At 66.6% G+C, this 23,662-nt stretch carries 23 protein-coding genes; 13 read left to right on the top strand and 10 right to left on the bottom strand.

Features of this window, described 5'->3' with window-relative positions; genetic code table 11:
* Positions 1-18: 18 nt before the first annotated feature.
* The 3 genes from ACN0WF_RS17170 to ACN0WF_RS17160 all read left to right on the top strand — a co-directional run bounded on the left by ACN0WF_RS17170 (position 19) and on the right by ACN0WF_RS17160 (position 4,425).
* Entirely contained in the window at positions 19-666 is a 648-nt protein-coding gene (locus ACN0WF_RS17170) for a glutathione S-transferase family protein (protein ID WP_417773995.1), read from the top strand.
* Between the two features lie 148 nt (positions 667-814).
* Positions 815-2,422, top strand: coding sequence for a carboxyl transferase domain-containing protein (locus ACN0WF_RS17165; protein WP_417773994.1), 1,608 nt, complete (start codon positions 815-817; stop codon positions 2,420-2,422).
* A gap of 71 nt (positions 2,423-2,493) precedes the next feature.
* Positions 2,494-4,425: a biotin carboxylase N-terminal domain-containing protein gene (locus ACN0WF_RS17160; RefSeq protein ID WP_417773993.1), complete on the top strand. Its 1,932-nt coding sequence runs from the start codon at positions 2,494-2,496 to the stop codon at positions 4,423-4,425.
* 34 nt (positions 4,426-4,459) lie between these two features.
* On the opposite strand, the gene ACN0WF_RS17155 is transcribed toward ACN0WF_RS17160, so the two are convergent.
* A complete protein-coding gene (locus tag ACN0WF_RS17155; RefSeq protein WP_417773992.1) occupies positions 4,460-5,347 on the bottom strand; it encodes an NAD-dependent epimerase/dehydratase family protein in 888 nt (295 codons plus the stop codon).
* A 170-nt stretch (positions 5,348-5,517) separates the two neighbouring features.
* On the opposite strand from ACN0WF_RS17155, the gene ACN0WF_RS17150 reads away from it, so the two are divergent.
* Positions 5,518-5,952, top strand: coding sequence for a DUF1489 family protein (locus ACN0WF_RS17150; protein ID WP_417773991.1), 435 nt, complete (start codon positions 5,518-5,520; stop codon positions 5,950-5,952).
* Positions 5,953-5,964: 12 nt separating this feature from the next.
* Here the strand turns inward: ACN0WF_RS17150 and panC are convergent, their stop codons facing one another.
* A complete protein-coding gene (gene panC / locus ACN0WF_RS17145; RefSeq protein ID WP_417773990.1) occupies positions 5,965-6,819 on the bottom strand; it encodes a pantoate--beta-alanine ligase in 855 nt (284 codons plus the stop codon).
* A gap of 130 nt (positions 6,820-6,949) precedes the next feature.
* Between panC and ACN0WF_RS17140 the strand changes: the two genes are divergently transcribed.
* Positions 6,950-7,720 carry a VWA domain-containing protein gene (locus ACN0WF_RS17140; protein ID WP_417773989.1) on the top strand — a complete coding sequence of 257 codons (771 nt, stop codon included), beginning with the start codon at positions 6,950-6,952 and terminating at the stop codon, positions 7,718-7,720.
* A gap of 91 nt (positions 7,721-7,811) precedes the next feature.
* Entirely contained in the window at positions 7,812-8,516 is a 705-nt protein-coding gene (locus ACN0WF_RS17135; RefSeq protein ID WP_417773988.1) for a DnaJ domain-containing protein, read from the top strand.
* A gap of 56 nt (positions 8,517-8,572) precedes the next feature.
* Here the strand turns inward: ACN0WF_RS17135 and ACN0WF_RS17130 are convergent, their stop codons facing one another.
* Positions 8,573-10,129: a D-alanyl-D-alanine carboxypeptidase gene (locus ACN0WF_RS17130; RefSeq protein WP_417773987.1), complete on the bottom strand. Its 1,557-nt coding sequence runs from the start codon at positions 10,127-10,129 to the stop codon at positions 8,573-8,575.
* Positions 10,130-10,800: 671 nt separating this feature from the next.
* Between ACN0WF_RS17130 and ACN0WF_RS17125 the strand changes: the two genes are divergently transcribed.
* From ACN0WF_RS17125 to ACN0WF_RS17100, 6 genes are all read left to right on the top strand, one after another.
* Complete coding sequence (locus ACN0WF_RS17125; RefSeq protein ID WP_417773986.1) at positions 10,801-11,133, top strand: phasin family protein; 333 nt, start codon at positions 10,801-10,803, stop codon at positions 11,131-11,133.
* Between the two features lie 522 nt (positions 11,134-11,655).
* Positions 11,656-11,985 (top strand): ATP-dependent Clp protease adapter ClpS, encoded by a 330-nt coding sequence (clpS, locus tag ACN0WF_RS17120; RefSeq protein WP_417773985.1) that lies wholly within the window; start codon positions 11,656-11,658, stop codon positions 11,983-11,985.
* 9 nt (positions 11,986-11,994) lie between these two features.
* Positions 11,995-14,442, top strand: coding sequence for an ATP-dependent Clp protease ATP-binding subunit ClpA (gene clpA, locus ACN0WF_RS17115; protein ID WP_417773984.1), 2,448 nt, complete (start codon positions 11,995-11,997; stop codon positions 14,440-14,442).
* 142 nt (positions 14,443-14,584) lie between these two features.
* Positions 14,585-15,343, top strand: coding sequence for an AzlC family ABC transporter permease (locus ACN0WF_RS17110; protein ID WP_417773983.1), 759 nt, complete (start codon positions 14,585-14,587; stop codon positions 15,341-15,343).
* Positions 15,334-15,696, top strand: coding sequence for an AzlD domain-containing protein (locus tag ACN0WF_RS17105; protein ID WP_417773982.1), 363 nt, complete (start codon positions 15,334-15,336; stop codon positions 15,694-15,696). The genes ACN0WF_RS17110 and ACN0WF_RS17105 overlap by 10 nt, the downstream gene beginning before the upstream one ends.
* 55 nt (positions 15,697-15,751) lie before the next feature.
* Positions 15,752-16,690 carry a phosphatase PAP2 family protein gene (locus ACN0WF_RS17100; protein ID WP_417773981.1) on the top strand — a complete coding sequence of 313 codons (939 nt, stop codon included), beginning with the start codon at positions 15,752-15,754 and terminating at the stop codon, positions 16,688-16,690.
* Between the two features lie 25 nt (positions 16,691-16,715).
* Here ACN0WF_RS17100 and ACN0WF_RS17095 read toward each other — a convergent pair whose 3' ends face one another.
* The 4 genes from ACN0WF_RS17095 to ACN0WF_RS17080 all read right to left on the bottom strand — a co-directional run bounded on the left by ACN0WF_RS17095 (position 16,716) and on the right by ACN0WF_RS17080 (position 20,113).
* On the bottom strand, positions 16,716-17,156 hold the full coding sequence (locus tag ACN0WF_RS17095; RefSeq protein ID WP_417773980.1) for an HIT family protein: 441 nt from the start codon (positions 17,154-17,156) through the stop codon (positions 16,716-16,718).
* Positions 17,157-17,374: 218 nt separating this feature from the next.
* The gene (locus tag ACN0WF_RS17090; RefSeq protein WP_417773979.1) at positions 17,375-18,637 is read right to left on the bottom strand and encodes a GNAT family N-acetyltransferase; all 1,263 of its coding nucleotides are present in this window, start codon (positions 18,635-18,637) and stop codon (positions 17,375-17,377) included.
* Positions 18,638-18,793: 156 nt separating this feature from the next.
* Positions 18,794-19,555: a glycerophosphodiester phosphodiesterase family protein gene (locus ACN0WF_RS17085; protein ID WP_417773978.1), complete on the bottom strand. Its 762-nt coding sequence runs from the start codon at positions 19,553-19,555 to the stop codon at positions 18,794-18,796.
* Between the two features lie 93 nt (positions 19,556-19,648).
* Positions 19,649-20,113 carry a RidA family protein gene (locus ACN0WF_RS17080; protein WP_417773977.1) on the bottom strand — a complete coding sequence of 155 codons (465 nt, stop codon included), beginning with the start codon at positions 20,111-20,113 and terminating at the stop codon, positions 19,649-19,651.
* A 245-nt stretch (positions 20,114-20,358) separates the two neighbouring features.
* Between ACN0WF_RS17080 and ACN0WF_RS17075 the strand changes: the two genes are divergently transcribed.
* Entirely contained in the window at positions 20,359-21,210 is an 852-nt protein-coding gene (locus ACN0WF_RS17075) for a cell envelope integrity EipB family protein (protein ID WP_417773976.1), read from the top strand.
* Between the two features lie 9 nt (positions 21,211-21,219).
* Here the strand turns inward: ACN0WF_RS17075 and ACN0WF_RS17070 are convergent, their stop codons facing one another.
* The 3 genes from ACN0WF_RS17070 to ACN0WF_RS17060 are packed head-to-tail and all read right to left on the bottom strand — an operon-like array spanning position 21,220 to position 23,534.
* Positions 21,220-22,563 carry a DNA polymerase IV gene (locus tag ACN0WF_RS17070; RefSeq protein ID WP_417773975.1) on the bottom strand — a complete coding sequence of 448 codons (1,344 nt, stop codon included), beginning with the start codon at positions 22,561-22,563 and terminating at the stop codon, positions 21,220-21,222.
* A 49-nt stretch (positions 22,564-22,612) separates the two neighbouring features.
* Entirely contained in the window at positions 22,613-23,230 is a 618-nt protein-coding gene (locus ACN0WF_RS17065; RefSeq protein WP_417773974.1) for a hypothetical protein, read from the bottom strand.
* On the bottom strand, positions 23,220-23,534 hold the full coding sequence (locus ACN0WF_RS17060; protein WP_417773973.1) for a DUF3572 domain-containing protein: 315 nt from the start codon (positions 23,532-23,534) through the stop codon (positions 23,220-23,222). The genes ACN0WF_RS17065 and ACN0WF_RS17060 overlap by 11 nt, the downstream gene beginning before the upstream one ends.
* Positions 23,535-23,662: the final 128 nt, after the last annotated feature.

Raw genomic sequence — 23,662 nt, 5'->3', positions numbered from 1 at the left:
GAGCTGTGAGGAGGGATCATGAAGCTGGTGATCGGAAACAGGACCTATTCGTCATGGTCGCTGCGCGCCTGGCTTGCGGCCAGAGCCAGCGGAGCGGATTTCGAGGACATGCTGCTGCCGCTCGACACGCCCGAGTTCTACAGCCGCATCAAGGAGATATCGCGCGCCGCGCGCGTTCCGGTGCTGATCGACGGGGAGACCCATATCTGGGACTCGCTCGCCATCATCGAGTATCTCGCCGAGACCTTTCCGGCTGCCGGGCTGTGGCCGCGGGACAAGGCGGCGCGTGCCCAGGCGCGCTCCGTTGTCGCGGAGTTTCATTCCGGATTTTTCGACCTGCGCGGGAATTACCCGATGAACCTGCGCCGGACCCCGGCGGTCCATCCGGGCGCGCCCGATGCGGCGCGCGATATCGCGCGGGTCTGCGAGATCTGGCGCGACTGCCGGGCGCGCTTCGGCGGTGGCGGCGATTTTCTCTTCGGCGCCTTCTCCGCGGCCGACTGCTTCTACGCGCCTGTCGTCTCGCGCTTCCTGACCTACCGGCTGCCGCTCGGCGAGGTGGAAGCCGCCTATGCGCATGCCGTCATGGAGCACCCCTTCATGCGGGAGTGGCGCGAGGCGGCGGCCGCAGAAACGCTTGTGGTGGCTGCTGACGAGGTCGATTGATATTTATCAAGCGGATGAAATATATATCAAAAATAGATCATGTTGACTTGAACGTAAACGTAATTCACTGTCCCGACGAAGAGGATGGGTGAAGGGTGGCGCCACGGTTGGCGGCGCTCTGGCACGATGCAACCGGGGAGGCGATCGGGTGGCGATCCTGCGCAGCAACGCGACGACGAAAGGGCCGGAGGTCGAGGCCAACCGCGCGGCCTGGGAGGCGCTTCGCGACGACCTTCTGGCGCGTCGCGCCGAGGCGGCGATGGGCGGAAACGAGCGGGCGCGTGAACGCCACGTCTCGCGCGGCAAGCTCCTGCCAAGGGAGCGGGTGGCCCGGCTGCTCGATCCGGGCACGCCGTTTCTCGAGGTCGGGGCGCTTGCGGCGCTCGGCCTCTACGATGACGCGATCCATGGCGCGGGGCTGATCACCGGCATCGGCCGGGTCTCGGGCCGCGACTGCATGATCGTGTGCAACGATGCGACCATCAAGGGCGGCACCTATTATCCGATGACGGTGAAGAAGCATCTCCGGGCGCAGGAAATCGCCATGGAGAACCGGCTTCCCTGCATCTATCTGGTCGATTCCGGCGGCGCCAACCTGCCCAACCAGACCGAGGTCTTTCCGGACCGCGACCACTTCGGCCGCATCTTCTTCAATCAGGCGACCATGTCCTCCATGGGCATTCCGCAAATCGCGGTGGTCATGGGGTCATGCACCGCCGGCGGTGCCTATGTGCCCGCGATGTCCGACGAGACGATCATTGTCCGGCGGCAGGGCACGATCTTCCTGGCGGGTCCTCCGCTGGTGAAGGCTGCGACCGGCGAGGAGGTCTCGGCCGAGGATCTCGGCGGCGCCGAGGTTCATGCCAGGGTTTCGGGCGTCGCCGACCACTACGCGCTCGACGACGACCAGGCACTCGCCCAGGCGCGGCGCATCCTTGCCAATCTCAACAGCGAGAAATCGCCGACACCGGCGCTTTGCGCGCCGCGACCGCCACACGCCGACCCGGCGGATTTCGATGCGGTGGTGCCGGTCGACCTGAAGAAGCAGTATGACATCCGCGAGGTCATCGCCCGTCTCGTCGATGGCTCCGAACTCGACGAGTTCAAGGCCACCTACGGCACGACGCTGGTCACCGGCTTTGCCCGCATCCACGGAATGCCGGTCGGTATTCTGGCCAACAACGGCATCCTGTTCTCGGAATCGGCGCTCAAGGGCGCGCATTTCGTCGAGCTTTGCTGCCAGCGCAAGATCCCGCTGCTGTTCCTCCAGAACATCACCGGCTTCATGGTCGGGCGCGAACATGAAGCCGGTGGCATCGCCAAGGACGGCGCCAAGCTTGTGACGGCGGTCGCCTGCGCCAAGGTGCCGAAGATCACCGTCATCGTCGGCGGCTCCTATGGGGCGGGCAACTATGGCATGTGCGGCCGTGCCTACGGCCCGCGCTTCCTGTTCATGTGGCCCAATGCCCGTATCTCGGTGATGGGCGGAGAACAGGCGGCGAGCGTGCTTGCGACCGTCAAGCGCGACAACATCGAGAAGGACGGTGGCGCCTGGAGCACGGAGGAGGAGGCGGCCTTCAAGGCGCCGATCCGCGAGAAATACGAGGCCGAGGGCCATCCCTACCACGCCACGGCGCGGCTTTGGGACGACGGCATCATCCTGCCGGGCGAAACCCGCCGCGTGCTCTCGTTGGCGCTTTCGGCGAGCCTCAACGCGCCGATCCCGGAGACGCGCTTCGGCGTCTTCCGCATGTGAATGCGCCTTCGCGGGGAAGCCGTTTCCCGCGTGCCGCCGCCTGCCAACGTCCGAACGACAAGAGGGTCTCCATGCTGGATTCGGTGCTGATCGCCAATCGCGGAGAAATCGCCTGCCGCATCATCAAGACCGCGCGCCGTCTCGGCCTGCGCACCATCGCCGTCTACTCCGAGGCTGACCGGGGGGCGTTGCACACGCGCTTGGCGGATGAGGCCGTGCCGATCGGCCCTTCTCCGAGCGCGGAGAGCTATCTGGTCGCCGAGCGGATCCTGGCGGCGGCGAAGCAGACGGGGGCGGCCTCGATCCATCCGGGCTACGGCTTCCTGTCGGAAAACGCCGATTTCGCGGAGGCCTGCGCCGCCGCCGGCATCGTCTTCGTCGGGCCGTCCGCCTCGGCCATCCGCGCCATGGGCCTGAAGGACGGCGCCAAGGGGCTGATGGAAAAGGCCGGCGTGCCGGTGGTTCCTGGCTATCACGGCGAGAAGCAGGACGCGGAGTTCCTCAAGCGCAAGGCCTATGAGGTTGGCTATCCCGTGCTGATCAAGGCGGTGGCCGGCGGCGGCGGCAAGGGCATGCGCCGGGTCGACAAGGCCATCGATTTCGACGCCGCGCTCGCCTCGGCGCAACGCGAGGCGAAATCCGCCTTCGGCGATCCGCGCGTTCTCATCGAGAAATTCGTCCTCAACCCGCGCCACATCGAGATCCAGGTCTTCGGCGACGGCAAGGGCAACGCGGTTCATCTGTACGAGCGCGACTGTTCGGCGCAACGCCGTCACCAGAAGGTGCTGGAAGAGGCACCTGCCCCCGGCATGAACGCGCAAACCCGTGCCGCCATGGGCGCGGCCGCGGTCGCCGCCGCGAAGGCGGTGAACTATGCGGGCGCCGGCACCATCGAGTTCATCGCTGACGGCTCCGGCTCGCTGCGCCCGGACGGATTCTGGTTCATGGAGATGAACACCCGCCTGCAGGTCGAGCATCCGGTCACCGAACTCGTCACCGGACAGGACCTTGTCGAATGGCAGTTCCGCATCGCCTCCGGCGAGGGGCTGCCGCTTGAGCAGGACGAAATCCCGCTCTCCGGCCACGCGGTCGAGGTGCGGCTTTACGCGGAGGACCCGGACACCGGTTTCCTGCCCTCCACAGGACGGCTCGACATCTTGGCCCTTCCCGAGAGCGAGGGCATTCGCATCGACACGGGCGTCGAGCAGGGGGCGGAAATCTCGGCCTTCTACGACCCGATGATCGCCAAGGTGATTGCCTACGGGCCGACACGCGAGGTTGCGCTCGACCGGTTGGCGCGCCAGTTCTCCGCCGCGCGGATCGCCGGGCCGAAGACCAATCTCGCTTTTCTTGCCAGGCTTGTCGCCAACGCGGAGGTCCGCGCCGGAGGCTTCGATACCGGCCTTATCGACCGTGACATCGCGGAGCTGACACAAGGCGGCGTTTCCGACGGCACGGTGGCGCTGGCGGCAGCGGCGCTTCTGGGGCGCGGCGGGCCCGCCGAAGCCGGCGGCTGGAGCGATCCCTTCAGTGTCTGCGATGCCTTCGAGCTTGCCGGCACGCGCAAGGTCGGCATCAAGGTTGAGGTCGACGGCGAGCCGCGCGACGTGACCGTGGCCTGGGAACAGGGGCGCGCGGTGCCGCTTGGAGCGGGGGCGAGCGCCGGCACGGGCGGCGATGTCAGGATCGCCGGCGCGATTGCCTATGCGCTGGAGGGCGGACGCGCGGTCAAGGTGGCGCTTGTCGACCAGCTCGCGCGGGTGGCGGAAGAGGAAGGCGGCGCTGCCGCGATCAAGGCGCCGATGCACGGCAAGGTCATCGCCGTCGATGTCGCGGCCGGCGACACGGTGGCGAAGGGCGCGCGGATCGCGGTGGTCGAGGCCATGAAGATGGAGCACGCCATCCTTGCTCCGCGCGACGGCACGGTGGAGGCCGTGTTCGTGTCCGAGGGCGCGCAGGTCGACCAGGGCGCAGCCGTCGCCACGCTCGCCGACGAGGACTAGGAGCAGGGGAGGGTGCCGGCCGACGAGGCCGCGCCTATCCGGCGACGGGCAGCAGCGCGTCGACCAGGGCGGTGGCATCCGTGAAACGGGGCTGCCAGCCGAGAAGCTTGCGCGCGCCGTCGCCGCTTGCCCGCTGCGAACGGGCGTAGCCGGCTTCGATGTCGAGATCGGCGGGCAGGCAGGCCGGACATTGCGGGTGCTCGAGATCGAGCCGCAGCCCCGTCCGGTCGGAGACGAGCCGCATCAATTGCTCCATGGGAACGCCCTCGACGGCGCAGCCGATGGCTGTGAGGCGGTAGCGCCGCGCCTCGACGGCGCGCACGTAGAGGTCGGCGAGATCTTCAACCTCGACCAGCGGCCAAAGGGTCTCGCGACCGGCGCGGGTGGCGAAGGGGCGGCCGGTTTCCGCCGCGCGGCGCATGTCGGCGATCGGGCCGGCGTCGCGGGCGCAGACGAGCGCGGGGTGGATGACCGACAGCGCCAGGTGCCGCATGGAGGCAAGCGAGCGGATGGCGTTGGCGACATGGGCAAAGGCCGGGAGCGGGGCATAGGACGTCGTCTCGCGCACTGCGACGCCCGTCGTCTCGGGATAAAGCCAGACCCCGCCTGTCGTCACCAGATGAAACGGTTCGGCTCTCGGCGGCAGGGCTTTCAGCGCGGCGACGAGCCGGCGCTCGGCGCGATGGGCGCTCGCATCGAAACTGTTGGCCAGGTGCACGAGGCAATCGCAGGACAAGGCGGCGTCGAGCCAGTCGCGCGGCTCGCCGATGTCGCCCGACCAGGCGGAGGCGCCGTGCGAGCGCAGACGCGCGCCAGCCTCCGGCGAGCGGGCAAGTCCGCTCACCCGATGGCCGCGGGCTATGAGAGCGGCGGTCACCGCCAGCCCGATCGTTCCGGTTCCGCCAGTCAGAAATACCTTCATGCAGCAAGGAAGGGCCGCATCTTCGATTCGCGCAAGCCCGTGTGCGCCCGCGCCGGCGAAGGCCGAGGCCCGGCGCCCGCAGCGGCATTGGCGCGCGACGATGTGTATAGCGGGCAAAGATGCGGCGGTTTCGGCTTTGCGCGGCGCGCGACCGGCCTATAACGGAGGGCATGACCCTTCATCTCGTCAAGCTGTGCGTCGGTGTCGATTCCTTCGAGGACCTGCAGGCGTGGATCGACTTCCGTCTCGCCGAACTCAAGGAGAACGGCGCGGCGGCGGAGCAGACCCATACGACCCGCATGGCGCCGACCAGAACCGGGGAACTGCTCGACGGCGGTTCGCTCTACTGGGTGATCAAGGGCGCGGTACAGGCCCGCCAGAAGCTGCTGGCGGTGCGTCCCTTCACCGACACCTCGGGTATCAAGCGCTGCCATCTGGTGCTGGAGCCGGTGCTGCATCAGACACGGCCGCAGCCGCGCCGCCCCTTCCAGGGCTGGCGCTATCTCAAGGCCGAGGATGCGCCCGCCGACATCCCCCGTCTCGAGGGCGGCGGCGATATTCCCGAGGCGATGCGCCGCGAACTCGCCGAGCTCTGCCTGATCTGAAGGCGCTCCGCTTCAGCCGGGAAGCGTCACGGCCATGTTGTCGATGAGCCGCGTCGATCCGAGCCGGGCTGCGACGAGAAGGCGTGCGTCGCGGCTGTCCGCGTCGAGCGGGGCCAGCGTTTCCGCCGCGCGCAGCTCCAGATAATCGACATCAAAGCCGCCGGAGGACAGGGCGTCGACGCCGCTGGCGAGAACCGCGCCGGCATCGTCGCCGGCCTCGAGGCGGGCGACCGCGTCGCGCAGCACCTTCGGCAGCACCGCGGCGCGGGCCCGCTCGCTGGTCGCCAGGTAGCGGTTGCGCGATGACATCGCGAGCCCGTCCGCCTCGCGCACCGTTTCGCCGCCAAGGATCGCCACGGGAATATGGAGATCGCGGACGAAGCGGCGCACCACGCAGAGCTGCTGGTAGTCCTTCTCGCCGAACACAGCCACGTCGGGCAGGGCGGCGAGCAGCAGCTTGGTGACGACAAGGGCGACGCCGCCGAAGAAATGCGGGCGCGTCGCGCTTTCCAGACCCTCGGCCGGACCGCCGACAGCGAGGCTGGTGGCGAAGCCTTGCGGATACATTTCCCGCGCCGAGGGCATGAAGGCGCCGGCGACGCCTTCTCCGGCAAGCAGCGCGAGGTCGGTGTCCGCATCGCGCGGATAGGCGTCGAAATCCTCGGTCGGGGCGAATTGCGTCGGATTGACGAAGATCGAGACAACAACGAAGCTGGCCTCGGCCCGCGCCTGCCGGACGAGCGACAGGTGGCCCTCGTGGAGCGCGCCCATCGTCGGTACCATCGCGATGCGCTCGCCCCGGGCGCGTGCGGCCGCGACCGCCTGGCGCAGGTCGTCGACCGTGCGGTACACATTCGGTGTCGTCATCGCGGCGTTTCTCCCATCCCGTTGACCCGGCGAGTGTTCTAGCGTCATTTCGCGTCCATTGTTTGGAATTTTCCGCAATGCACGCCATATGAAATTTCAATGATGAAACCAGCTTGCAGGGGAGTGGCAGGTGGCCGGGAAAACCGACGACAGCACCGGAGCAAGGACGGGCCTCGAAACCCGAGGCGCGGCAAGGCCGCTTGACCGCGGGAGCCGGGGCGGGGCGGTTTCGGCCACCTCGAGCGGTAAGGTCTCGGCCTTTCTCGATGCCGCGCGCGAGACCCGCGGACTGGCCACCGCCGGGCGGCTCGTCATCGCGCTCGACGCCACCATGAGCCGCCAGCCGACGTGGGACCGCGCCTGCCATATCCAGGCGGAGATGTTCGAGGCGGCTGGCCGGGTCGGCAATCTCGCCATGCAACTCGTCTATTTTCGCGGCTTCGGCGATTGCGCCGCCTCGAAATGGGTGAAGGACGGGCCGACGCTGGCCGCGCTCATGAGCCGGATCGACTGCCGGGGCGGGCAGACGCAGATCCGCAAGGTGCTGCGCCACGCCATCGACGAAACCCGACGCCGCAAGGTGCAGGCGCTGGTTTATGTCGGCGACTGCGTGGAGGAGGACGTCGACATGCTCTGCGCACGTGCCGGGGAACTGGGCGTTCTGGGCGTGCCGGCCTTCATCTTCCAGGAAGGGCGCGAGGCGGGGGCGGAAACAGCGTTTCGCGAGATCGCGCGGCTGACGGGAGGCGCCCACTTCCGCCTCGACGGATCGTCTCCTGGCGAATTGGCCTCGCTGCTGAAGGCCGCCGCGGTCTATGCGGCGGGCGGTCGCGATGGCCTTGCGCGGCTGGAAAAGACCGGCGATGCCGGCGCCCGGCTGCTTCTGCGTCACGTCAGATAATTCATGGCGCACGCCTGCCGCGCGGCCGGCGCCCAGGCTTGGGCTATAGTGCCGCCGCCTTTACCTGCCTGATCAAAAAGGGGATGACGCAATGGGGTTTCTGCTGCTCGGCGTGGCAGTTCTCGGCCTGCTTTTCATGTTCGCGAGCTCGATGACCAGCGCCGATCCGGCGCGCCTTGCCCGTCAGATCAAGACCGGTGCGGGGGTGGCGCTGCTTGCTGGGGCGGGGGTGCTGGTCTGGGTCCGCCGGATCGACCTGGCGATGCTCGTCGGAGGCGCCGGGCTGGCTATGCTCGGTCTCGGGCGGGCGAAGGGGTTCCGGCCGGCGGGGAGTGGCGGAGGCGGGGGGCAGATGTCCGTCGTCCGCTCGGCCTTCCTCGAGATGCGTCTCGATCACGACAGCGGCGACATGGAGGGGGAGGTTCTTGCCGGCACCCATGAGGGGCGCCGGCTATCCGAGTTTTCGGTCGCGGAGCTGGAGGGGCTCCTGCGGGAGGTGTCGGGCGATCCCGACAGTCGAGCCTTACTTGAAGCTTATCTCGACCGCCGGCATCCCGGATGGCGTGTAGACTTCGAGGCGGATGCTGCAGCGGGGCATGGAGCCACGCCTGGCGCGGGCGCCATGACCAAGGAGGAGGCCTACCAGGTTCTGGGGCTTGCGCCCGGCGCCGGCCAGGCGGAAATCCGCGCGGCGCACCGCCGGCTTATGAAGCGCGTCCATCCCGACCAGGGAGGGAGCGGCTTTCTCGCCGCGAAACTCAACGAGGCGAAGGACCTGCTTCTCGATCATGACTGAACTCATAGATACGCGTTACACACTCAAGTCCGGCGCGACGGGCTGCGAGGCCCGCCTCACTGGTATACGGCGTAGCAGTTGAAGCGCTTGCGCTTCAGTGTCGAGCAGGCATTCCACGCGGCGGTCTTCGTCTCGAACCCGACGAAACGGGCGCGATAGAGGGTGGCGCCGCCGGAAGCGACCGGCTCCGTGTAGGGATCGTAGCCGCGCAGCGTGGAGCCGGCCGCGGTGCGCGCCTTCTTCAGCATCGCGACGGCCGCGTCCTCGCTGTCGGCTGCGGCGATCTGGACCTGCCAGCCCGGCTGCGGCTCGACGATGTTGTTCGTCGCCAGCGTCACCGAGGCGGACTTCGGCGCGTCCGGCAGCGGGCGGGCCTCCTGCTGTTGCGCCTGGGCGTTGGCGACATGGATCGCCTGGGTACGCACGGAACGGATGGCAAGATCCGGGGCGCGCGGGGTCGGCACCTGGTTGGCGCCCGCATAGGCCAGCGTCTTGCGACGCAGCGCGGCCTTGAGATCGGCCTTCTGCGGCACCGGGACGATGGATCCGGTGACGATCGGCTCGGACGCGGCGGAGGCGACCTGGATCGGCGCGGAGACGGGCAGGGGGATCGGAGCCGCCGGCGCGGGGGACGGCAGCGCTGCCGCGACCGCGACCGCGACGCTCGGCTTCAGATCCGGCACCGGCACATTGCGCAGTTCCGCATAGGCGGGACGGCTGCTTGCCGGCGCGGAGGCGACGAGCGCGGGGGCGGTGCGCCGGCCGCGGGTTGCCTTGGGAAGATACTGCGCGATCAGCTTCTTCATCTGGGCGTTGCGCGAGGCACCCGAGCGTCCGCCGAGCACGACCGCGACAACGTGGCGGCCGTCGGTCTCGACGTTGGTCACCAGGTTGAAGCCGGAGGCGCGGGTGTAGCCGGTCTTGATGCCGTTAACGCCGCGCACCTTGCCGAGAAGCCGGTTGTGGTTGCCATAGCGGCGGCCCTTGTAGGCGAAGGAGCGCTTGCTGAAGAGCTTGAAGTACTTCGGGAAGCGATCCTTGATGGCGCGGCCGAGCAGCGCCATGTCGCGCGCCGTGGTGACCTGGCGCTTGTCGGGCAGGCCCGAGGGATTGTGGAAGGTCGTGCGCTTCATGCCGATGCTGCGGGCCGTGCGCGTCATGCGCTTGGCGAAGCGGGGCACCGAGCCGCCGACATTCTCGGCGACGACGACGGCCACGTCATTGGCCGACTTGGTCACCAGCGCCATGATCGCGTCCTTGACCTTGATTGTGCTGCCCGGCTTCAGCCCCAGCTTGGAGGGCGGGCGGCTCGATGCGTATTTCGAGACCTTGAGGGGTGTCTGCATCGACATGCGACCCGCCTCGATTTCCTCGAAAAGCACATAGAGCGTCATGATCTTGGTCAGCGACGCGGGAAAGCGGTACGTGTCCGCCTTGTAGCTGTAGAGGGTCTTGCCGGTCTTCGCGTCCACGACGATACCGGAATACTTGGAGTTGGCGACGGCGGGCATGGCCGCCAGTGCGGAAACGCCGAGCACAAGGCCGGCGAAAATCGTTCCGCGAAGGCCGATAGCGATAGCGCGTCCGAAACGCTTCACACCTTTACTCAGCACAATGTCACCCCATTCGGGCCAGGTGTTTCGGTCTCCGGAGCCTCGGGGCGCATGGCGCTCGCGTGTCGGCTCCGCTCATCTCAGCCGACCATGCCTCAAACAGGGTTACGAATGTCCAAACGCCATCGGGGAGCGATAGGGTTTTTCAAGGCATTCAGCCGTTTGCCATGTGCATGGTCGATACCGGAGAGTCGCAAAAGGCAGTTAATGTGCCGTTACCGAGCACCCCCGGAAGCGCTCGTTGACAGGGCGCACCTTGACCGACCGGGGCGTCTGTTTGCAACCCATCGGCGCCAAAAACGGCCAAAAGCCGGGCCGAGCGCGCCGCGCATGGGAGTACAGGCGGGATTTTTTTGCGGGAAGCGAATTTCCCGGCTCGTCCGGCGCCGCTCCGACCGGGCGAACCGAAAACCCTAACCATTCGTTTGTGTCATGCAATACGGAGAACTGGTTATGCTGCAGTGCAAAATACAACCTTGACAAGATTTGTGCAGCGCATAAATATCAGGACGTAATCGATGTGCTCGATATCGAGATGCGCCGCCGGGGCGCCCGCTTTTGCGGTGCAACCGGTACGTTCTCGGCCTCGGGCTTAAAGACACGATCCCTCAGGCGCCCTCGTCAGTAAGACACGATCCGGCGCAACGGGTAACCATATGACAGGGGTTTCCATGATGAACGGATTTGAAGACTTCCAGAAGTTCGGCAAGGACAACATGGACGTCATGATGCAGAGCTTCGGCGCCATGACCAAGGGCATGCAGGCGATCGCCTCCGAGGTCGCCGACTACCAGAAGAAGTCTTTCGAGGATGGCTCCGCCGCTCTTGAGAAGCTCGTCTCCGCCAAGTCGCTCGACAAGGCCTTCGAGGCGCAGAGCGAATACGTTAAGGGCGCCTATGAGTCCTTCGTCGGCGAGGCGACCAAGATCGGCGAGATGTATTCCGAGATCGCCAAGGAAAGCTACAAGTCCTACGAGGGCGCGCTTTCCAAGGCTGCCAAGTAAGCCTTCGGATTTCGGTTCAGCGGCGGGCATCTTGCCCGCCGTTTTTCGTTTTGGCCGTGGTTTTCGCGGCTGGGCGTGCGCCCGCGGGTCATTTTGCAGAAACTTCTTTTTTCACCACAGCTTTCCTTCGCCGGCTTTTCTTGTCCCGTCGGCCGAGAGCGCGACATGCTCCCGAAAAAGTGAATGCACGATCACCGGCGCAAGATGCGTTTGTCGGGCCTGCCGGCCATTGAGGTTCGGCGCGGATGCCATACATTAGATAACGCGGTCGCGTCGTGACCGCCGGCCTGAGCAGCAGCGCAGGGCCGATCCTCTTGAAGCGCTGCCTGTGCTCCTGGCCGATGAAACCGGGCGGGAGGGTGAAGTGGCCGCCCCGGGCAGTCCGGGGAAAACGCCCGGGCGGGATTGCGGGTTTCGGCCTGTCGCCGCAAACGGTGGCTTGCGCGAAGCGCGAATCCGGCTCAGGCTTCGCAAAACAATGAATGACAGGGTTGGCCCGTCGCGGCGGGCAGTGGAGTGACGATGACGAATGGACCAAAGCGCGGCGATGGCGACGATACCGGCAATCTGGTCGTCACCAAGACGCGGACGGTGGCCAAACGGCCGAACCTCTACCGGGTCCTCCTCCTCAACGATGACTACACGCCCATGGAGTTCGTCGTGCACGTGCTCGAGCGGTTCTTCCAGAAGGACCGTGAAGAAGCCACGCGCATCATGTTGCACGTCCATCATCACGGTGCGGGAGAGTGCGGTGTCTTTACCTATGAGGTCGCGGAGACCAAGGTAACGCAGGTCATGGACTTTGCGCGCAAACACCAGCATCCTCTGCAGTGTGTGATGGAAAAGAAATAGGGGGCACCTGTGCCTTCATTCTCCAGAAGTCTCGAAAAGGCCCTGCATCAGGCTCTCTCCTTCGCGAATGAGCGCCAGCAGGAATACGCAACGCTTGAGCATCTGCTGCTCGCCCTGATCGAGGATCAGGACGCGGCTGCGGTGATGCGGGCCTGCAACGTCGATCTCGACGCGCTGAAGCGCAATCTGGTCGATTATATCGACACCGAGCTCGAGAACCTCGTCGTAGACAATGACGATGACTCCAAGCCAACCGCGGGTTTCCAGCGCGTCATCCAGCGCGCGGTGATCCATGTGCAGTCCTCGGGACGCGAGGAGGTGACCGGCGCCAACGTGCTCGTCGCGATCTTTGCCGAGCGCGAGAGTCATGCGGCGTATTTCCTGCAGGAGCAGGACATGACGCGCTACGACGCGGTCAACTACATCTCCCATGGCATCGCCAAGCGTGCCGGCATGTCGGAGGCCCGCCCCGTGCGCGGCGCCGACGAGGAGGCGGCGACCGACGACGAGGGCGTGGAGAAGCCCAAGCAGAAGACGGACGCGCTCGAGGCCTATTGCGTCAACCTCAACGAGAAGGCGCGAGCGGGGAAGATCGATCCGCTGATCGGCCGGGATTCGGAAATCTCGCGCACGATCCAGATCCTTTGCCGCCGTTCGAAGAACAATCCGCTCTTCGTCGGCGACCCGGGCGTCGGCAAGACGGCCATCGCCGAGGGGCTTGCCAAGCGCATCGTCGACAAGGACGTGCCCGAGGTGCTGCTCGATGCGACGATTTTCTCGCTCGACATGGGCGCGCTGCTCGCCGGCACCCGCTATCGCGGCGATTTCGAGGAGCGTTTGAAGCAGGTCGTCAAGGAGATCGAGGATTACCCCGGCGCGGTGATGTTCATCGACGAGATCCACACGGTGATCGGCGCGGGCGCAACCTCGGGCGGGGCGATGGACGCCTCCAACCTGCTGAAGCCGGCGCTCGCCTCCGGCACGATCCGCTGCGTCGGCTCGACCACCTACAAGGAATATCGCCAGTTCTTCGAGAAGGACAGGGCGCTGCTGCGGCGGTTCCAGAAGATCGACGTCAACGAGCCGACGGTCTCCGACGCCATCGAGATCCTGAAGGGTCTGAAGCCGTATTTCGAGACCTTCCACAAGGTCCGCTACACCAATGACGCGATCAAGACAGCGGTCGAACTGTCGGCGCGCTACATCAATGACCGCAAGCTGCCGGACAAGGCCATCGACGTGATCGACGAGTCCGGAGCGTCGCAGAAACTCGTTCCCGAGGGCCGTCGTCGCAAGACGATCGGCGTCAAGGAGATCGAGATGACGATCGCCACGATGGCGCGGATCCCGGCGAAGTCGGTGTCCAAGTCCGACGAAGAGCTGCTGTCCAACCTGACGTCGACGCTGAAGCGGATGGTGTTCGGTCAGGATCAGGCGATCGAGGCGCTTGCGACCTCCATCAAGCTGGCGCGGGCGGGCCTGCGCGAGCCCGACAAGCCGATCGGCAACTACCTGTTCTCCGGCCCCACCGGCGTTGGCAAGACAGAGGTCGCCCGCCAGCTTGCCTCCTCGCTCGGCGTCGAGCTGCTGCGCTTCGACATGTCGGAGTACATGGAGCGGCACACGGTCTCGCGGCTTATCGGCGCGCCTCCGGGCTATGTCGGCTTTGACCAGGGCGGCCTGCTGACCGATGGCGTCGACCAGCATCCGCATTGCGTGCTGCTGCTCGACGAGATCGAGAAGGCGCATCCCGACCTGTTCAACATCCTGCTGCAGGTGATGGACCACGGTCGGCTTACCGATCACAACGGCAAGCAGGTCGACTTCCGCAATGTCATCCTGATCATGACGACCAACGCGGGTGCGTCCGACATGGCGAAGACGCCGATCGGCTTCAACCGGGTCAAGCGCGAGGGCGAGGATCTGGAGGCGATCAACCGCCTGTTCACGCCGGAGTTCCGCAACCGGCTCGACGCCGTCATCGCCTTCGGCAGCCTGCCGACCGAGGTGGTGCACCGGATCGTCGAGAAGTTCGTCATGCAGCTCGAGGCGCAGCTTGCCGATCGCGGCGTGACCTTCGAGCTGACGGAGAACGCCATCGCCTGGCTCGCCGACAAGGGCTACGACGAGCGCATGGGCGCCCGCCCGCTGGCGCGTGTCATCCAGGAGCACATCAAGCGGCCGCTGGCCGACGAGGTGCTGTTCGGCAAGCTCAGGAAGGGCGGCACCGTCAAGGTCTCCGTCTCCGAGGATGCGGAAGGACTGCTGCTGGAGAGCGTCGAGGAAACCATCGCCAGGCCCAAGGCCGAAAAGCCCAAGGCGGCGCGTCCCAAGCGCAAGCGCAAGCCTGCCGCGAAGAAGGCGGAGGCGACGAGCGAGCCGGCCAAGCCCGCAGGCAAGTCGGGTGGCGGCAGCGGCAAGCGCAGCCTGGTGCCCAAGGTTCCGCTGGCGGACTGAGATCCGTTCACGACGAGCTGATACAAACCGAAACGGCGCCCCTTTGGCGCCGTTTTGCTTTTCACGGGCAAGCTGCTAGGTAGAATGACACGTCTGCCGTGCGGTTTGCCCGGCGTGCGCCCCGCCCGAGCGACAGTCCGTGATGACCAGCGATCCCGTTTCTCCAGATGCTCCCGCGCCAGACGATCTGCTCCCGGCCCGCATCTGGGCCCTGCGCGGCATGCGCGCGGCGGTTTCCATTCCGGCGCTGATCCTGACTGCCGCGTTTATCGGCTACGCCGGCCTTGCCCGGGAGAGCGGCCTGACGCTGGGCCAGACGCTGGCGATGACCGGGCTGGTCTGGGCGCTGCCGAGCATCGTCGTGCTGACGGGGGCGATCACCTCGGGCATGGGCATGTTGCCGGCCAGCATCGCCGTGGCGCTGGCCTCCGTGCGGCTGATGCCGATGACCATGGCGCTGATGCCGATCCTGCGTGACGACAACAGGCGCAGCCGCTGGCCGTTGCTGATCGCCTCGCATTTCGTTGCGGTGACGGCCTGGGTTTTTGCCATGCGTAATCTCCAGGACCTGCCGAGGCCGGCGCGGTTGCCGTTCTTCCTCGGTTTCGGCGGCAGCCTGACCTCCTTCGTCTTCTGCATGACCGGTGTCGCCTATGTGATGATCGACGGCATGCCGATCGCCCTGGCCGGTGCGCTTTCGATGCTGACGCCGATCTATTTCCTGTGCTCGATGTGGAGCGCCTCGCGGCTGCCGACCGACAAGGCGGCGATGCTGACGGGGCTCGTGCTCGGGCCGGTGTTCTTCCTGCTGCAGCCGGGCTTCGACCTGCTGTGGACCGGGCTGGTCGGCGGCACGCTCGCCTATGTCGGCATGCGCGTGGCGCGGAGGGGATGGCGATGACGGCCGCCGATGCCTGGTGGTGGCCCTATGCAATGATCCTTGTCGCGGGCTGGTTCGCCACCGACGTCTGGCGCTGGCTCGGCGTGTTGGCTTCCGGGCGGCTGCGCGAGGACAGCGAGGTGATGATCTTCGTGCGGTGCGTGGCGACAGCGCTCGTCGCCGGCGTGATCTCGCGGCTCATCCTCTTTCCCATTGGCGCGCTGGAGACCGCGCCGGTCGCCTTGCGCATCCTTGCCGTGGCGGTGGGCTTTGCCGCGTTTCTGGCCGCGCGGCAGCGGGTCGTCGTCGGTGTCGCGGTGGCCGAGGTGGTGTTGGTCGCCGGCTGGTTCGCGCTCGCAATTCCCGCCACTTAAAGCTTTCTTAGACCGCGCCTGCTATCGAGAGCCTGCGAAGGCAGCGGGGGGCGGAATGGCACTTCTTCCAGCAGAACGGGTCGTGGCAACGGGAATTGGCGCGATCTATCTGGTCGATGCCGTGCTTGTCGCGGTGCGCGGGGTTGCGATCGACTGGGCCGGCTATGCGCCGCTCGTCAGTGTCGGGCTCGGGGTGCTGGCGCTCGGGCTGTTCTACCGGCTGCGCCGGCGGGATCCGAACATCGCGCTCGCCGCCGTGAGCGCCGGCCTCTTCATTCTCTTCACCATCTCGGTTTCGGTGTTCAACTACCTGCTGCTGCCGGTCGGGCCGCGCCGGGTCGACGGGCTGCTCATGCGTATCGACGCGCTGATGGGCTATTCCTGGCCGGATCTGGTCATGGCGATGTCGGCGACGCCGGTCTTCGGCAGGGCGCTCGGCTTCGTCTACATGAGCTCGCTGTTCCAGTTCGTGCTGCTGATCCTGACGCTCGGCCTGACGGGGCGGGCAGCCGAGCTGCACCGTTTCCTGCTCACCGGGGTTCTCGCTGTAACCCTGTCGATCCTGTTCTGGTTCGCCTTCCCCAGTTCCGGTCCCTCGGCCTATTTCGACATTCCCGTGGACGTGATCTCACGGCTTGGCATGGTGGTTGGACCGGCCTATGGCGAGGAACTCAACCGGCTGGCGATGGAGGGTGTGTCGCTGATCTCGCCGCGCGATGTGTTGGGGCTGGTGGCGTTCCCTTCCGTCCATCTGGTCATGGCGCTGATGGCGGTGTGGTTTGCCCGCTCGGTACGGCCGCTGTTCGTGCTGCTCGTCCTTGTCAACCTGACGATGCCGCTGGCGGTTCTCCTCCACGGCGGACACCACCTGGTCGACCTTTTTGGCGGTCTGGCCGTCTTCGCGCTGAGCGTCGCGCTCTCCGGGCGGCTGCTCTCCGGCTCGATCCGCGCGACGGATGCCGGGGGCGCTCCGCTTGGGCAGGCGGCGGGCTGAGCCGCCACCTGCGGGAGTGTCGGCGTCAGTCGGCCAGCGCGGCGCGGATCCTCTCGGCGTGATCGGCGAGGACGCTCTGCTCGGCCATCGTGCCGGTGTGGGGCTTCAGCGCCACCCCCTCGAAGCGCGGAATGACGTGGACATGGGTGTGAAACACCACCTGGCCGCCGGCGCTTTCGGAGAACTGCTGGATTGTCGCGCCATCGGCGTCGAAGGCCTTGACGACGGCGCGGGCGAGCTTCTGCACGCTCGACATGACGGCAAAGAGGTCGGCCTCGGCGATGTCGAGGACGTTGCGCGAGGGAGCCTTGGGGATCACCAGGCAGTGGCCGTCGCCGCGCGGCATGATGTCCATGAGGGCAAGGGTCTTGTCGTCCTCGTAGATCTTCTGCGCCGGCAGTTCGCCGCGCAGGATCTTCGCGAAAACGTTCTGGTCGTCATAGGCGAGGGATGTGTCGATGGGCATGGATGCTCCCCTTGAATCGTCGCGCAAACCCGCGTCGACGGTTGATTGATCGGTGACCTTCTTGGCAGCACAGCCGGCGTCGGCGTTCAAGTTCTGATTCAATGGCAACTTCAGAAAGTGATTCACGCGGCTTGAGAAAATGATTCAGGCGAGCGCATCGCGTGTCGCGTCAGCGGGCCTGAAAACCTGAGTCGCCAGAATCGCTTGGCTGAGGGTCTTCAGGTCTTCCTGAAGGGGGAATATTCGGCGCGGATCGCCTCGCCCTCTAGCTGGACGGCGTCGCGCTCCTGCTCGAGATAGTCGGCAACCGCCCGACGCAGGCCCGGGTGGGCGATGTGGTGGGCGGAGTACGTGGGGGCGGGCAGATAGCCTCGGGCAAGCTTGTGCGCACCCTGCGCGCCCGCCTCGACGCGGGCGAGGCCTCGGGAGATGGCGAAGTCGATGGCCTGATAATAGCAGACCTCGAAATGCAGGAAGGGGTGGTCTTCCGTGCAGCCCCAGTTGCGCCCGAACAATGTGTCGGAGCCTATCAGATTGAGCGCGCCGGCGATCGGGCGCCCCTCGCGCCGCGCCATGACGAGCAGCACCCGCTCTCCAAGCCTCTCGCCCAGCAGCGAGAAGAACCGCCGGTTGAGATAGGGGCGGCCCCACTTGCGGCTTCCGGTGTCCCGATAGAAGGCGTGAAACGCGTCCCAGTGCGCCTCGGTCAGGTCCTTGCCCGTGACCCAGTCGATCTCGATGTCATTGGCGAGCGCCTCGCGCCGCTCCTTGCGGATCTGCTTGCGCTTGCGCGAGGCGAGATCGTCGAGAAATGCCTCGAAGTCCGCATAGCCGGCATTGAGCCAGTGGAACTGTTGGTCCATGCGGCGCAGGAAGCCCTCGTCGCCTGCCGCCTGCCATTCCGGTTCGGTCATGAATGTGATGTGAACCGAGGAGGCCTCGCGCATCTGGCAGAGCGCGGTGACGCCGCCGAGCAGTGCGCCGATCGCCGCCCGGCGATCGATGCCGGCGCTGGTCAGGAAGCGCCGTCCGGTTGCCGGCGTGAAGGGGACCGAGCACTGAAGCTTGGGATAGTAATTGCCGCCCGCGCGCTCGAACGCATCCGCCCAGGCGTGGTCGAAGACGTATTCTCCCATGGAGTTGTTCTTGAGGTAGCACGGCAGGGCGGCGACGGGCTTTCCGCGCGGGTCTTCCAGAACCAGGTGCTGGGGCAGCCAGCCACTTTGCGCGCCGACGCAGCCGCTTTCCTCGAGAATCGACAGAAAGTCGTGGGAGATGAACGGGTTGAACGCGGTTTCCGAAGAAAGCGATTCCGCGCCTTGAGATGTTGATTCAACTCCGACATCGCGGGAGAGCGCCCCTCCGGGGCCGAGTGTCCAGCCGGGATTGGCGAGCGCGTCCCAGTCGTGGCGAGAGATATCGCCCAGGCCCCCGATCGCCGTCAGGCGGAAGTCATCGGTGTTGTCTTCGTGCGAGCTCAATGGTTGCGGCTCCGTCCCGGCGTTGCGGGCCGGTCTCCTCGTTGTCGTGAGCGTGCCTGCCTGGCCAGGATCCGGGCGCGCCGTGTCACCTTCCGCATGCTCAATGTAGGTCAGCCGACGGGCGGGGAAAAGGCCGCGCCCGGCGGAGAAACCGGATCAGGCCGCGTCGGGATCGAAACCTTCGAACACGATCTGGTCTGCGAAGTGGGCGGCGCGCTCCCTGTCCTCCGCTGTGCGCACGGTCCAGGTGATGATCGGCAGTCCGAACACGCGCTTGAGGAGCGAAGGAGCGATGGCCGGAAGGTCCTTCACCCAGTAGGAAACGAAGCTCGGGCGCGTGCGTGCCGCGTAGAGCATGTGGCGCAGGGCGAAGCGGTCGATGCGCGAGGCGCGGCCCCATTCCTTCATGTCGCGGGCCCCGTCGCCGAGCGCGCCGCGCGGGATCTCGGGAGCCGCCGCGCGCATCAGCGACATCATGTCGGGATCGAAGGACTTCACCGCGAGCGGCCCCTGATAGGCTTGCAACTGGGCGGCGATGCCGGCGACCCATTCGGTCGACGGCTGGCGGGAAAAGCGCGACTTGAGCTCGATGCAAAGCCCGGCCTTGCCGTCGACGAGGGCGAGAAGGTCCTCCAGGAGCCACAGCTTGTCATCGCTGCCGCGCATCGACAGGCGGCACAGTTCGTCGGCCGTGCGGGCGCGGATGTCGCCGGTCTCGAAGGTCAGCCGGTCGAGCCTGTCGTCGTGGAAGACGATGGCCTTGCCATCGGCGCTCTGCTGCAGGTCGACCTCGATGGCGAAGCCCTTTGCAACGGCTGCCTCGACGGCGCTTGGGGAGTTCTCGAGCCGCCCGGCGCTCGCGTCGTGGTATCCGCGATGGGCGATTGGCCGCTTCGTAAGCCAGGAAATGTCGCGCATGGGTGGAGCAGGACCGGATCTGTGGAGGGAAAGGGGGGAGGTAAATGGGCTCCGCCCGCCGCGAAACCGGCGGGCGGGGAGGTGCCGGCGGGATCAGGCGATCTCGAAGATCGCCTCGACCTCGACGGCGACGCCAAGGGGAAGAGCGGCGACGCCGACGGCCGAACGGGCGTGGCGGCCCTTCTCGCCCAGTGCCTCGACCATGAAGTCGGAAGCGCCGTTGACGACTTTCGGCTGGTCGGTGAAATCGGGCGTGGAGTTGACGAAGCCGACGATCTTGACGAGCTGGACGATCTTGTCGAGGTCACCCAGGGCGGCCTTCGCCTGGGCGAGGATGTTGATGGCGCAGAGGCGGGCGGCGGCCTGTCCGTCCTCGACGGAGGCGTTCTCGCCGAGCTTTGCCTTGTACTCCGGGCCGTTCGGGCCCATCGGCACCTGGCCGGAAATGAAGAGCTGGTTCCCAGACTTCATGTGCGCCACGTAGTTCGCCACGGGGGCGGCCGGTACGGGAAGCGTGACGCCGAGTTCGCCAAGCCGTGCCTCGATGGTTCCGCTCATGCTTTTTCCTTTCGTGGGCAGGAGCCCGGTCGCGCTTGCGTCTCGCGGGCAGTCCGTGTGACGTGATGGCGACACGGTGCTGCGAATCCTCGCGGATGCCGCCGGGCCGCCCCATTCGCCGCGGACAGTGACGCAAATCGCCGGGGCCCGCAAGCGAGGGCCCGCGGTCCCCCGCGCACGCGGGGGCTGGCCGAAGCAGGCGAGATGCGCGAGACTGACGCGCGAAGGTTTCTAGGAGACGACACATGGCAGGATTGTCCGCGCGCCGCGCCTTTTCCGGACTGGCCGGGCTTGCTCTGGGCGCGATTGCGGCGGGCGTTCCCGCTGCCGGAGCGATGGAACTGCTGACCCACCGCGCGGTCTACGACCTTGCCCTCGGCGAGCAGCCGGACGGGGCGGGAATCGCAGGTCTGCGCGGGCGCATGGTCTATGAGATCACAGGAGGGCCGTGCGAGGGCTACAGCGTGGCGTTCCGCTTCGTGACGCAGGTCTCCGACGAAAGCGGCGCGGTGCGCGTCACGGACCTGCAGACAAGCTCCTACGAGGAAGCTTCGGGCAAGACCTTTCAGTTTCTCTCCAAGACCTATGTGAACCGCGCGCTCAGCGAGGAAACGCGCGGTCGGGCGGTTCATGCAGACGGGCGAATCGCGCTGGCGCTGAAGAAGCCCGAGAAGCGCGACACCGCGATCAACGGCAAGGCGCTGTTTCCGACGGAGCATCTGCGACGGATGCTCGATGCCGCGGAGCAGGGCGAGACGATCTTCATCGCCGATATTTTCGATGGCTCGGATACGGGCGACAAGGTCTATGAGACAACGGCGGTGATCGGGCAGCGCCGCGACGGGCCGGGCGCGCCGGAGCGCGACGATGCCAAGGCGGTGGACGCCATCGGGACGGCCGATCACTGGCCCGTGACCATTTCCTATTTCGACGAGAAGAGCGACGAGACGGGCGAGCGGACGCCGGTCTACCAGCTTTCCTTCCTGCTCTATGAAAACGGCGTCAGCCGCCGGCTGACGCTCGACTATGGCGACTTCACGCTGAAGGGCAACCTGTCGGAGTTCACGCGGCTCGAGCCGGTCGCCTGCGGCGGCTGAGGCCGGGCTTCACGAGCGGTCGCGCTGCGGGCGGATGTCGGCGGCGCGCGTCAACCCGAGTTCCACGGAGTTACGGCCGAATTTCTCGCGCAGCGCGTCGACGGCGCGCTCGGCCTTGGCTCGTTGACCGGCGGCCGGATCGACGAGGTCGTCCGGATCGGCCTGCACCGGATCGGCGAATTCCGAGACGCCGATGCCGATCAGCCGGTAGCGCCGTCCGTCGACCTCCGGTCGCAACAGCGCATCGCCGGCGGAAAAGATCCTGTCGGCGAGCTGGGTCGGGTCGGAGAGGCTGCGCGACCGGGTGACGGTGCGAAACTCCGACGTCTTCAGTTTCAGCGTCACCGTGCGCCCCGCCAGTTCCGCCGACTTCAGGCGCTCCGACACCTTTTCGCTGAGCCGGCGGAGCACGGCGCGCAGGCGCTCCAGATCGGCGATGTCGGTATCGAAGGTGGTTTCGTTGGAGACGCTTTTCACTTCCCTGTCGGGGGACACGCTGCGGCGGTCGCGCCCGTGGGCGAGTTCGGCGAGCCGCAGGCCCATGGCGCCATAGCGCCGCGCAAGGTCGACGGGATCGCGCGTCTGGAGCTGGCCGATGGTGCGGATGCCGTCGGCGGCTAGTTTCTCCTGGAACACCTTGCCGACGCCCCAAATGAGACCGACCGGCTTGTCGGCGAGGAAACGGGCCGCCTCCGCCGCGCCGATGACCGAGAAACCGCGCGGCTTGTCGAAATCGGAGGCGATCTTGGCCAGAAACTTGTTGGCCGCGAGGCCGACGGAGACGGTGACGCCGATGTCGCGCTCGATTTCGCGCGCCAGGCGGGCGAGCGCCTCCGCCGGGGTTGCCCGATGCAGCTTCTGCGTGCCGCCGAGATCGAGGAAAGCCTCGTCGATGGACAGCGGCTCGACAAGCGGGGTGAGCGCCCGCATGCGTTCGCGGATTTCGCGTCCGACGCGGCCGTATTTCTCCATGTCCGGCTTGATCACCACCGCATCCGGGCACGCCTCGAGCGCCTTGAACATGGGCATGGCAGAGCGAACGCCGCGAATGCGGGCAATGTAGCAGCAGGTCGAGACGACGCCGCGCTTGCCGCCGCCGACGATCACCGGCCTGTCGGCGAGCTCCGGGTTGTCGCGCTTCTCGACGGAGGCGTAGAAGGCATCGCAGTCGATGTGAGCGATGGAGAGGCTGTCGAGCTCGCGATGGCGCAACAGGCGCGGGCTCCCACAGACCGGACAGCGCGGACCGAGGCTGCCGCCGGGCGCAAGGCGCTGCGGGCGGGCGCCACAGTCGCGACACAGCGGGCGCGCCGTCGCGGGGCTTTCGCCCGCATCATGCTCACTGGGGGCCATGGCGACGTCCATCCGGCCCCTGCCGGCAGGCGCGGGCCGCGATCCTTCTCTAGCGGGCGAACAGGCTCGAAATATACGCCTCCGCCCGGCGCCAGTCATCGGTCTTCAACGCCACGCCCTCGACATCCTCCGAGAGCGCCAGAAAGCGCGGATCGGCGACGAAGTGGATGCGGCGGGCACCCGGAACGGTCTCGGCGACGGAGCGCAGATGCGCGGGGCTGTCGTCGAGAAACACCACCGGGGCTGCGCGATCTCCGGCAAGCCGCGCGGCAGCCGCGCCCTTCGGGCCGGCATTGACGACGAGGGGATAGGGCATGGCGTTGCGGGCAAGCGTGCGTGCCCGCGTCTCCTCGTTCCAGGGGCCGGGTAGATTGGTCAGAAAGACAATCTCGGCACTGGCCGAGAGCCTCTCGAGTGCCGCGGCGGCGCCGGCGACCGGGCTCTGGCGGCCGACCCATGCGTCATAGAAGGCCTGGAGAATCGGTTGCAGCGCGGGCTGGTCGAGCGCGACGCCATCCGCCCTGGCGATGTTGCCAGCAAGCCGGTAGCGATGGCTCAGGAAGCGCAGGTCGCGTTCGGCCAGGAAGGTTTCGAGGTGGCGGATGAAATGCAGCGTCACCTCGTCCACGTCGCAGATGACCAGCGGGCGGGAAACCTCAGAGATCATTGTCCTCGAGCGCCTCGCGGCCTTCCGTGTCCAGCGCGAAGCGGGCGGAGGCAAAGGTGGTGGGGCGGTGGCCGCGCGCCTCGCAGAAGGCAAGCAGCAGCGATTCGTGCCCCATGTAGAACTCAAGCACGCCGACAAGGAAGCCGGGCTCGCTCGCCGCATCGCGCAATTCCGCCGGACCGATGCCCGAAAGTGCCAGGAAACGGCCAAGATGCTCAAGGTCGCCAGCTAGATAGGCAAGCGCGTCGGTGGCCAGAGCCTCGGCCGCTGCCACCTGTTGGCGGGATGGACGTCGCTCGGTCATTCGTGTTTGCCTTTCCGAAACGAATTCTCTCTACGATATATGGTACCTATCGTGGGAAAGGGACCATTGCCAGCAGCTCTCGCGTGATGATGTCTGGAGACATATATGCGCAGGACTGAGGCTGGCCC

This window comes from Stappia sp., from assembly GCF_048268045.1.
In the GTDB taxonomy this organism is placed as follows: Bacteria; Pseudomonadota; Alphaproteobacteria; order Rhizobiales; family Stappiaceae; genus Stappia.
Note: the sequence above shows the minus strand (reverse complement) of the source record. Positions and strands in the feature narration are given on the sequence as shown.

Excerpts from the sequence above, each read along its gene's own strand:
- ACN0WF_RS17155 (WP_417773992.1), bottom strand. The coding sequence starts at position 5,347 with ATGAAGGTATTTCTGACTGGCGGAACCGGAACGATCGGGCTGGCGGTG.
- ACN0WF_RS17105 (WP_417773982.1), top strand. The coding sequence starts at position 15,334 with ATGGCGATGACGGCCGCCGATGCCTGGTGGTGGCCCTATGCAATGATC.
- ACN0WF_RS17125 (WP_417773986.1), top strand. The coding sequence starts at position 10,801 with ATGATGAACGGATTTGAAGACTTCCAGAAGTTCGGCAAGGACAACATG.
- ACN0WF_RS17070 (WP_417773975.1), bottom strand. The coding sequence starts at position 22,563 with ATGGCCCCCAGTGAGCATGATGCGGGCGAAAGCCCCGCGACGGCGCGC.
- ACN0WF_RS17160 (WP_417773993.1), top strand. The coding sequence starts at position 2,494 with ATGCTGGATTCGGTGCTGATCGCCAATCGCGGAGAAATCGCCTGCCGC.
- ACN0WF_RS17150 (WP_417773991.1), top strand. The coding sequence starts at position 5,518 with ATGACCCTTCATCTCGTCAAGCTGTGCGTCGGTGTCGATTCCTTCGAG.
- ACN0WF_RS17065 (WP_417773974.1), bottom strand. The coding sequence starts at position 23,230 with ATGATCTCTGAGGTTTCCCGCCCGCTGGTCATCTGCGACGTGGACGAG.
- ACN0WF_RS17075 (WP_417773976.1), top strand. The coding sequence starts at position 20,359 with ATGGCAGGATTGTCCGCGCGCCGCGCCTTTTCCGGACTGGCCGGGCTT.
- ACN0WF_RS17100 (WP_417773981.1), top strand. The coding sequence starts at position 15,752 with ATGGCACTTCTTCCAGCAGAACGGGTCGTGGCAACGGGAATTGGCGCG.
- ACN0WF_RS17110 (WP_417773983.1), top strand. The coding sequence starts at position 14,585 with ATGACCAGCGATCCCGTTTCTCCAGATGCTCCCGCGCCAGACGATCTG.
- ACN0WF_RS17085 (WP_417773978.1), bottom strand. The coding sequence starts at position 19,555 with ATGCGCGACATTTCCTGGCTTACGAAGCGGCCAATCGCCCATCGCGGA.
- ACN0WF_RS17170 (WP_417773995.1), top strand. The coding sequence starts at position 19 with ATGAAGCTGGTGATCGGAAACAGGACCTATTCGTCATGGTCGCTGCGC.
- panC (WP_417773990.1), bottom strand. The coding sequence starts at position 6,819 with ATGACGACACCGAATGTGTACCGCACGGTCGACGACCTGCGCCAGGCG.
- clpS (WP_417773985.1), top strand. The coding sequence starts at position 11,656 with ATGACGAATGGACCAAAGCGCGGCGATGGCGACGATACCGGCAATCTG.
- ACN0WF_RS17095 (WP_417773980.1), bottom strand. The coding sequence starts at position 17,156 with ATGCCCATCGACACATCCCTCGCCTATGACGACCAGAACGTTTTCGCG.
- ACN0WF_RS17080 (WP_417773977.1), bottom strand. The coding sequence starts at position 20,113 with ATGAGCGGAACCATCGAGGCACGGCTTGGCGAACTCGGCGTCACGCTT.
- ACN0WF_RS17135 (WP_417773988.1), top strand. The coding sequence starts at position 7,812 with ATGGGGTTTCTGCTGCTCGGCGTGGCAGTTCTCGGCCTGCTTTTCATG.
- ACN0WF_RS17060 (WP_417773973.1), bottom strand. The coding sequence starts at position 23,534 with ATGACCGAGCGACGTCCATCCCGCCAACAGGTGGCAGCGGCCGAGGCT.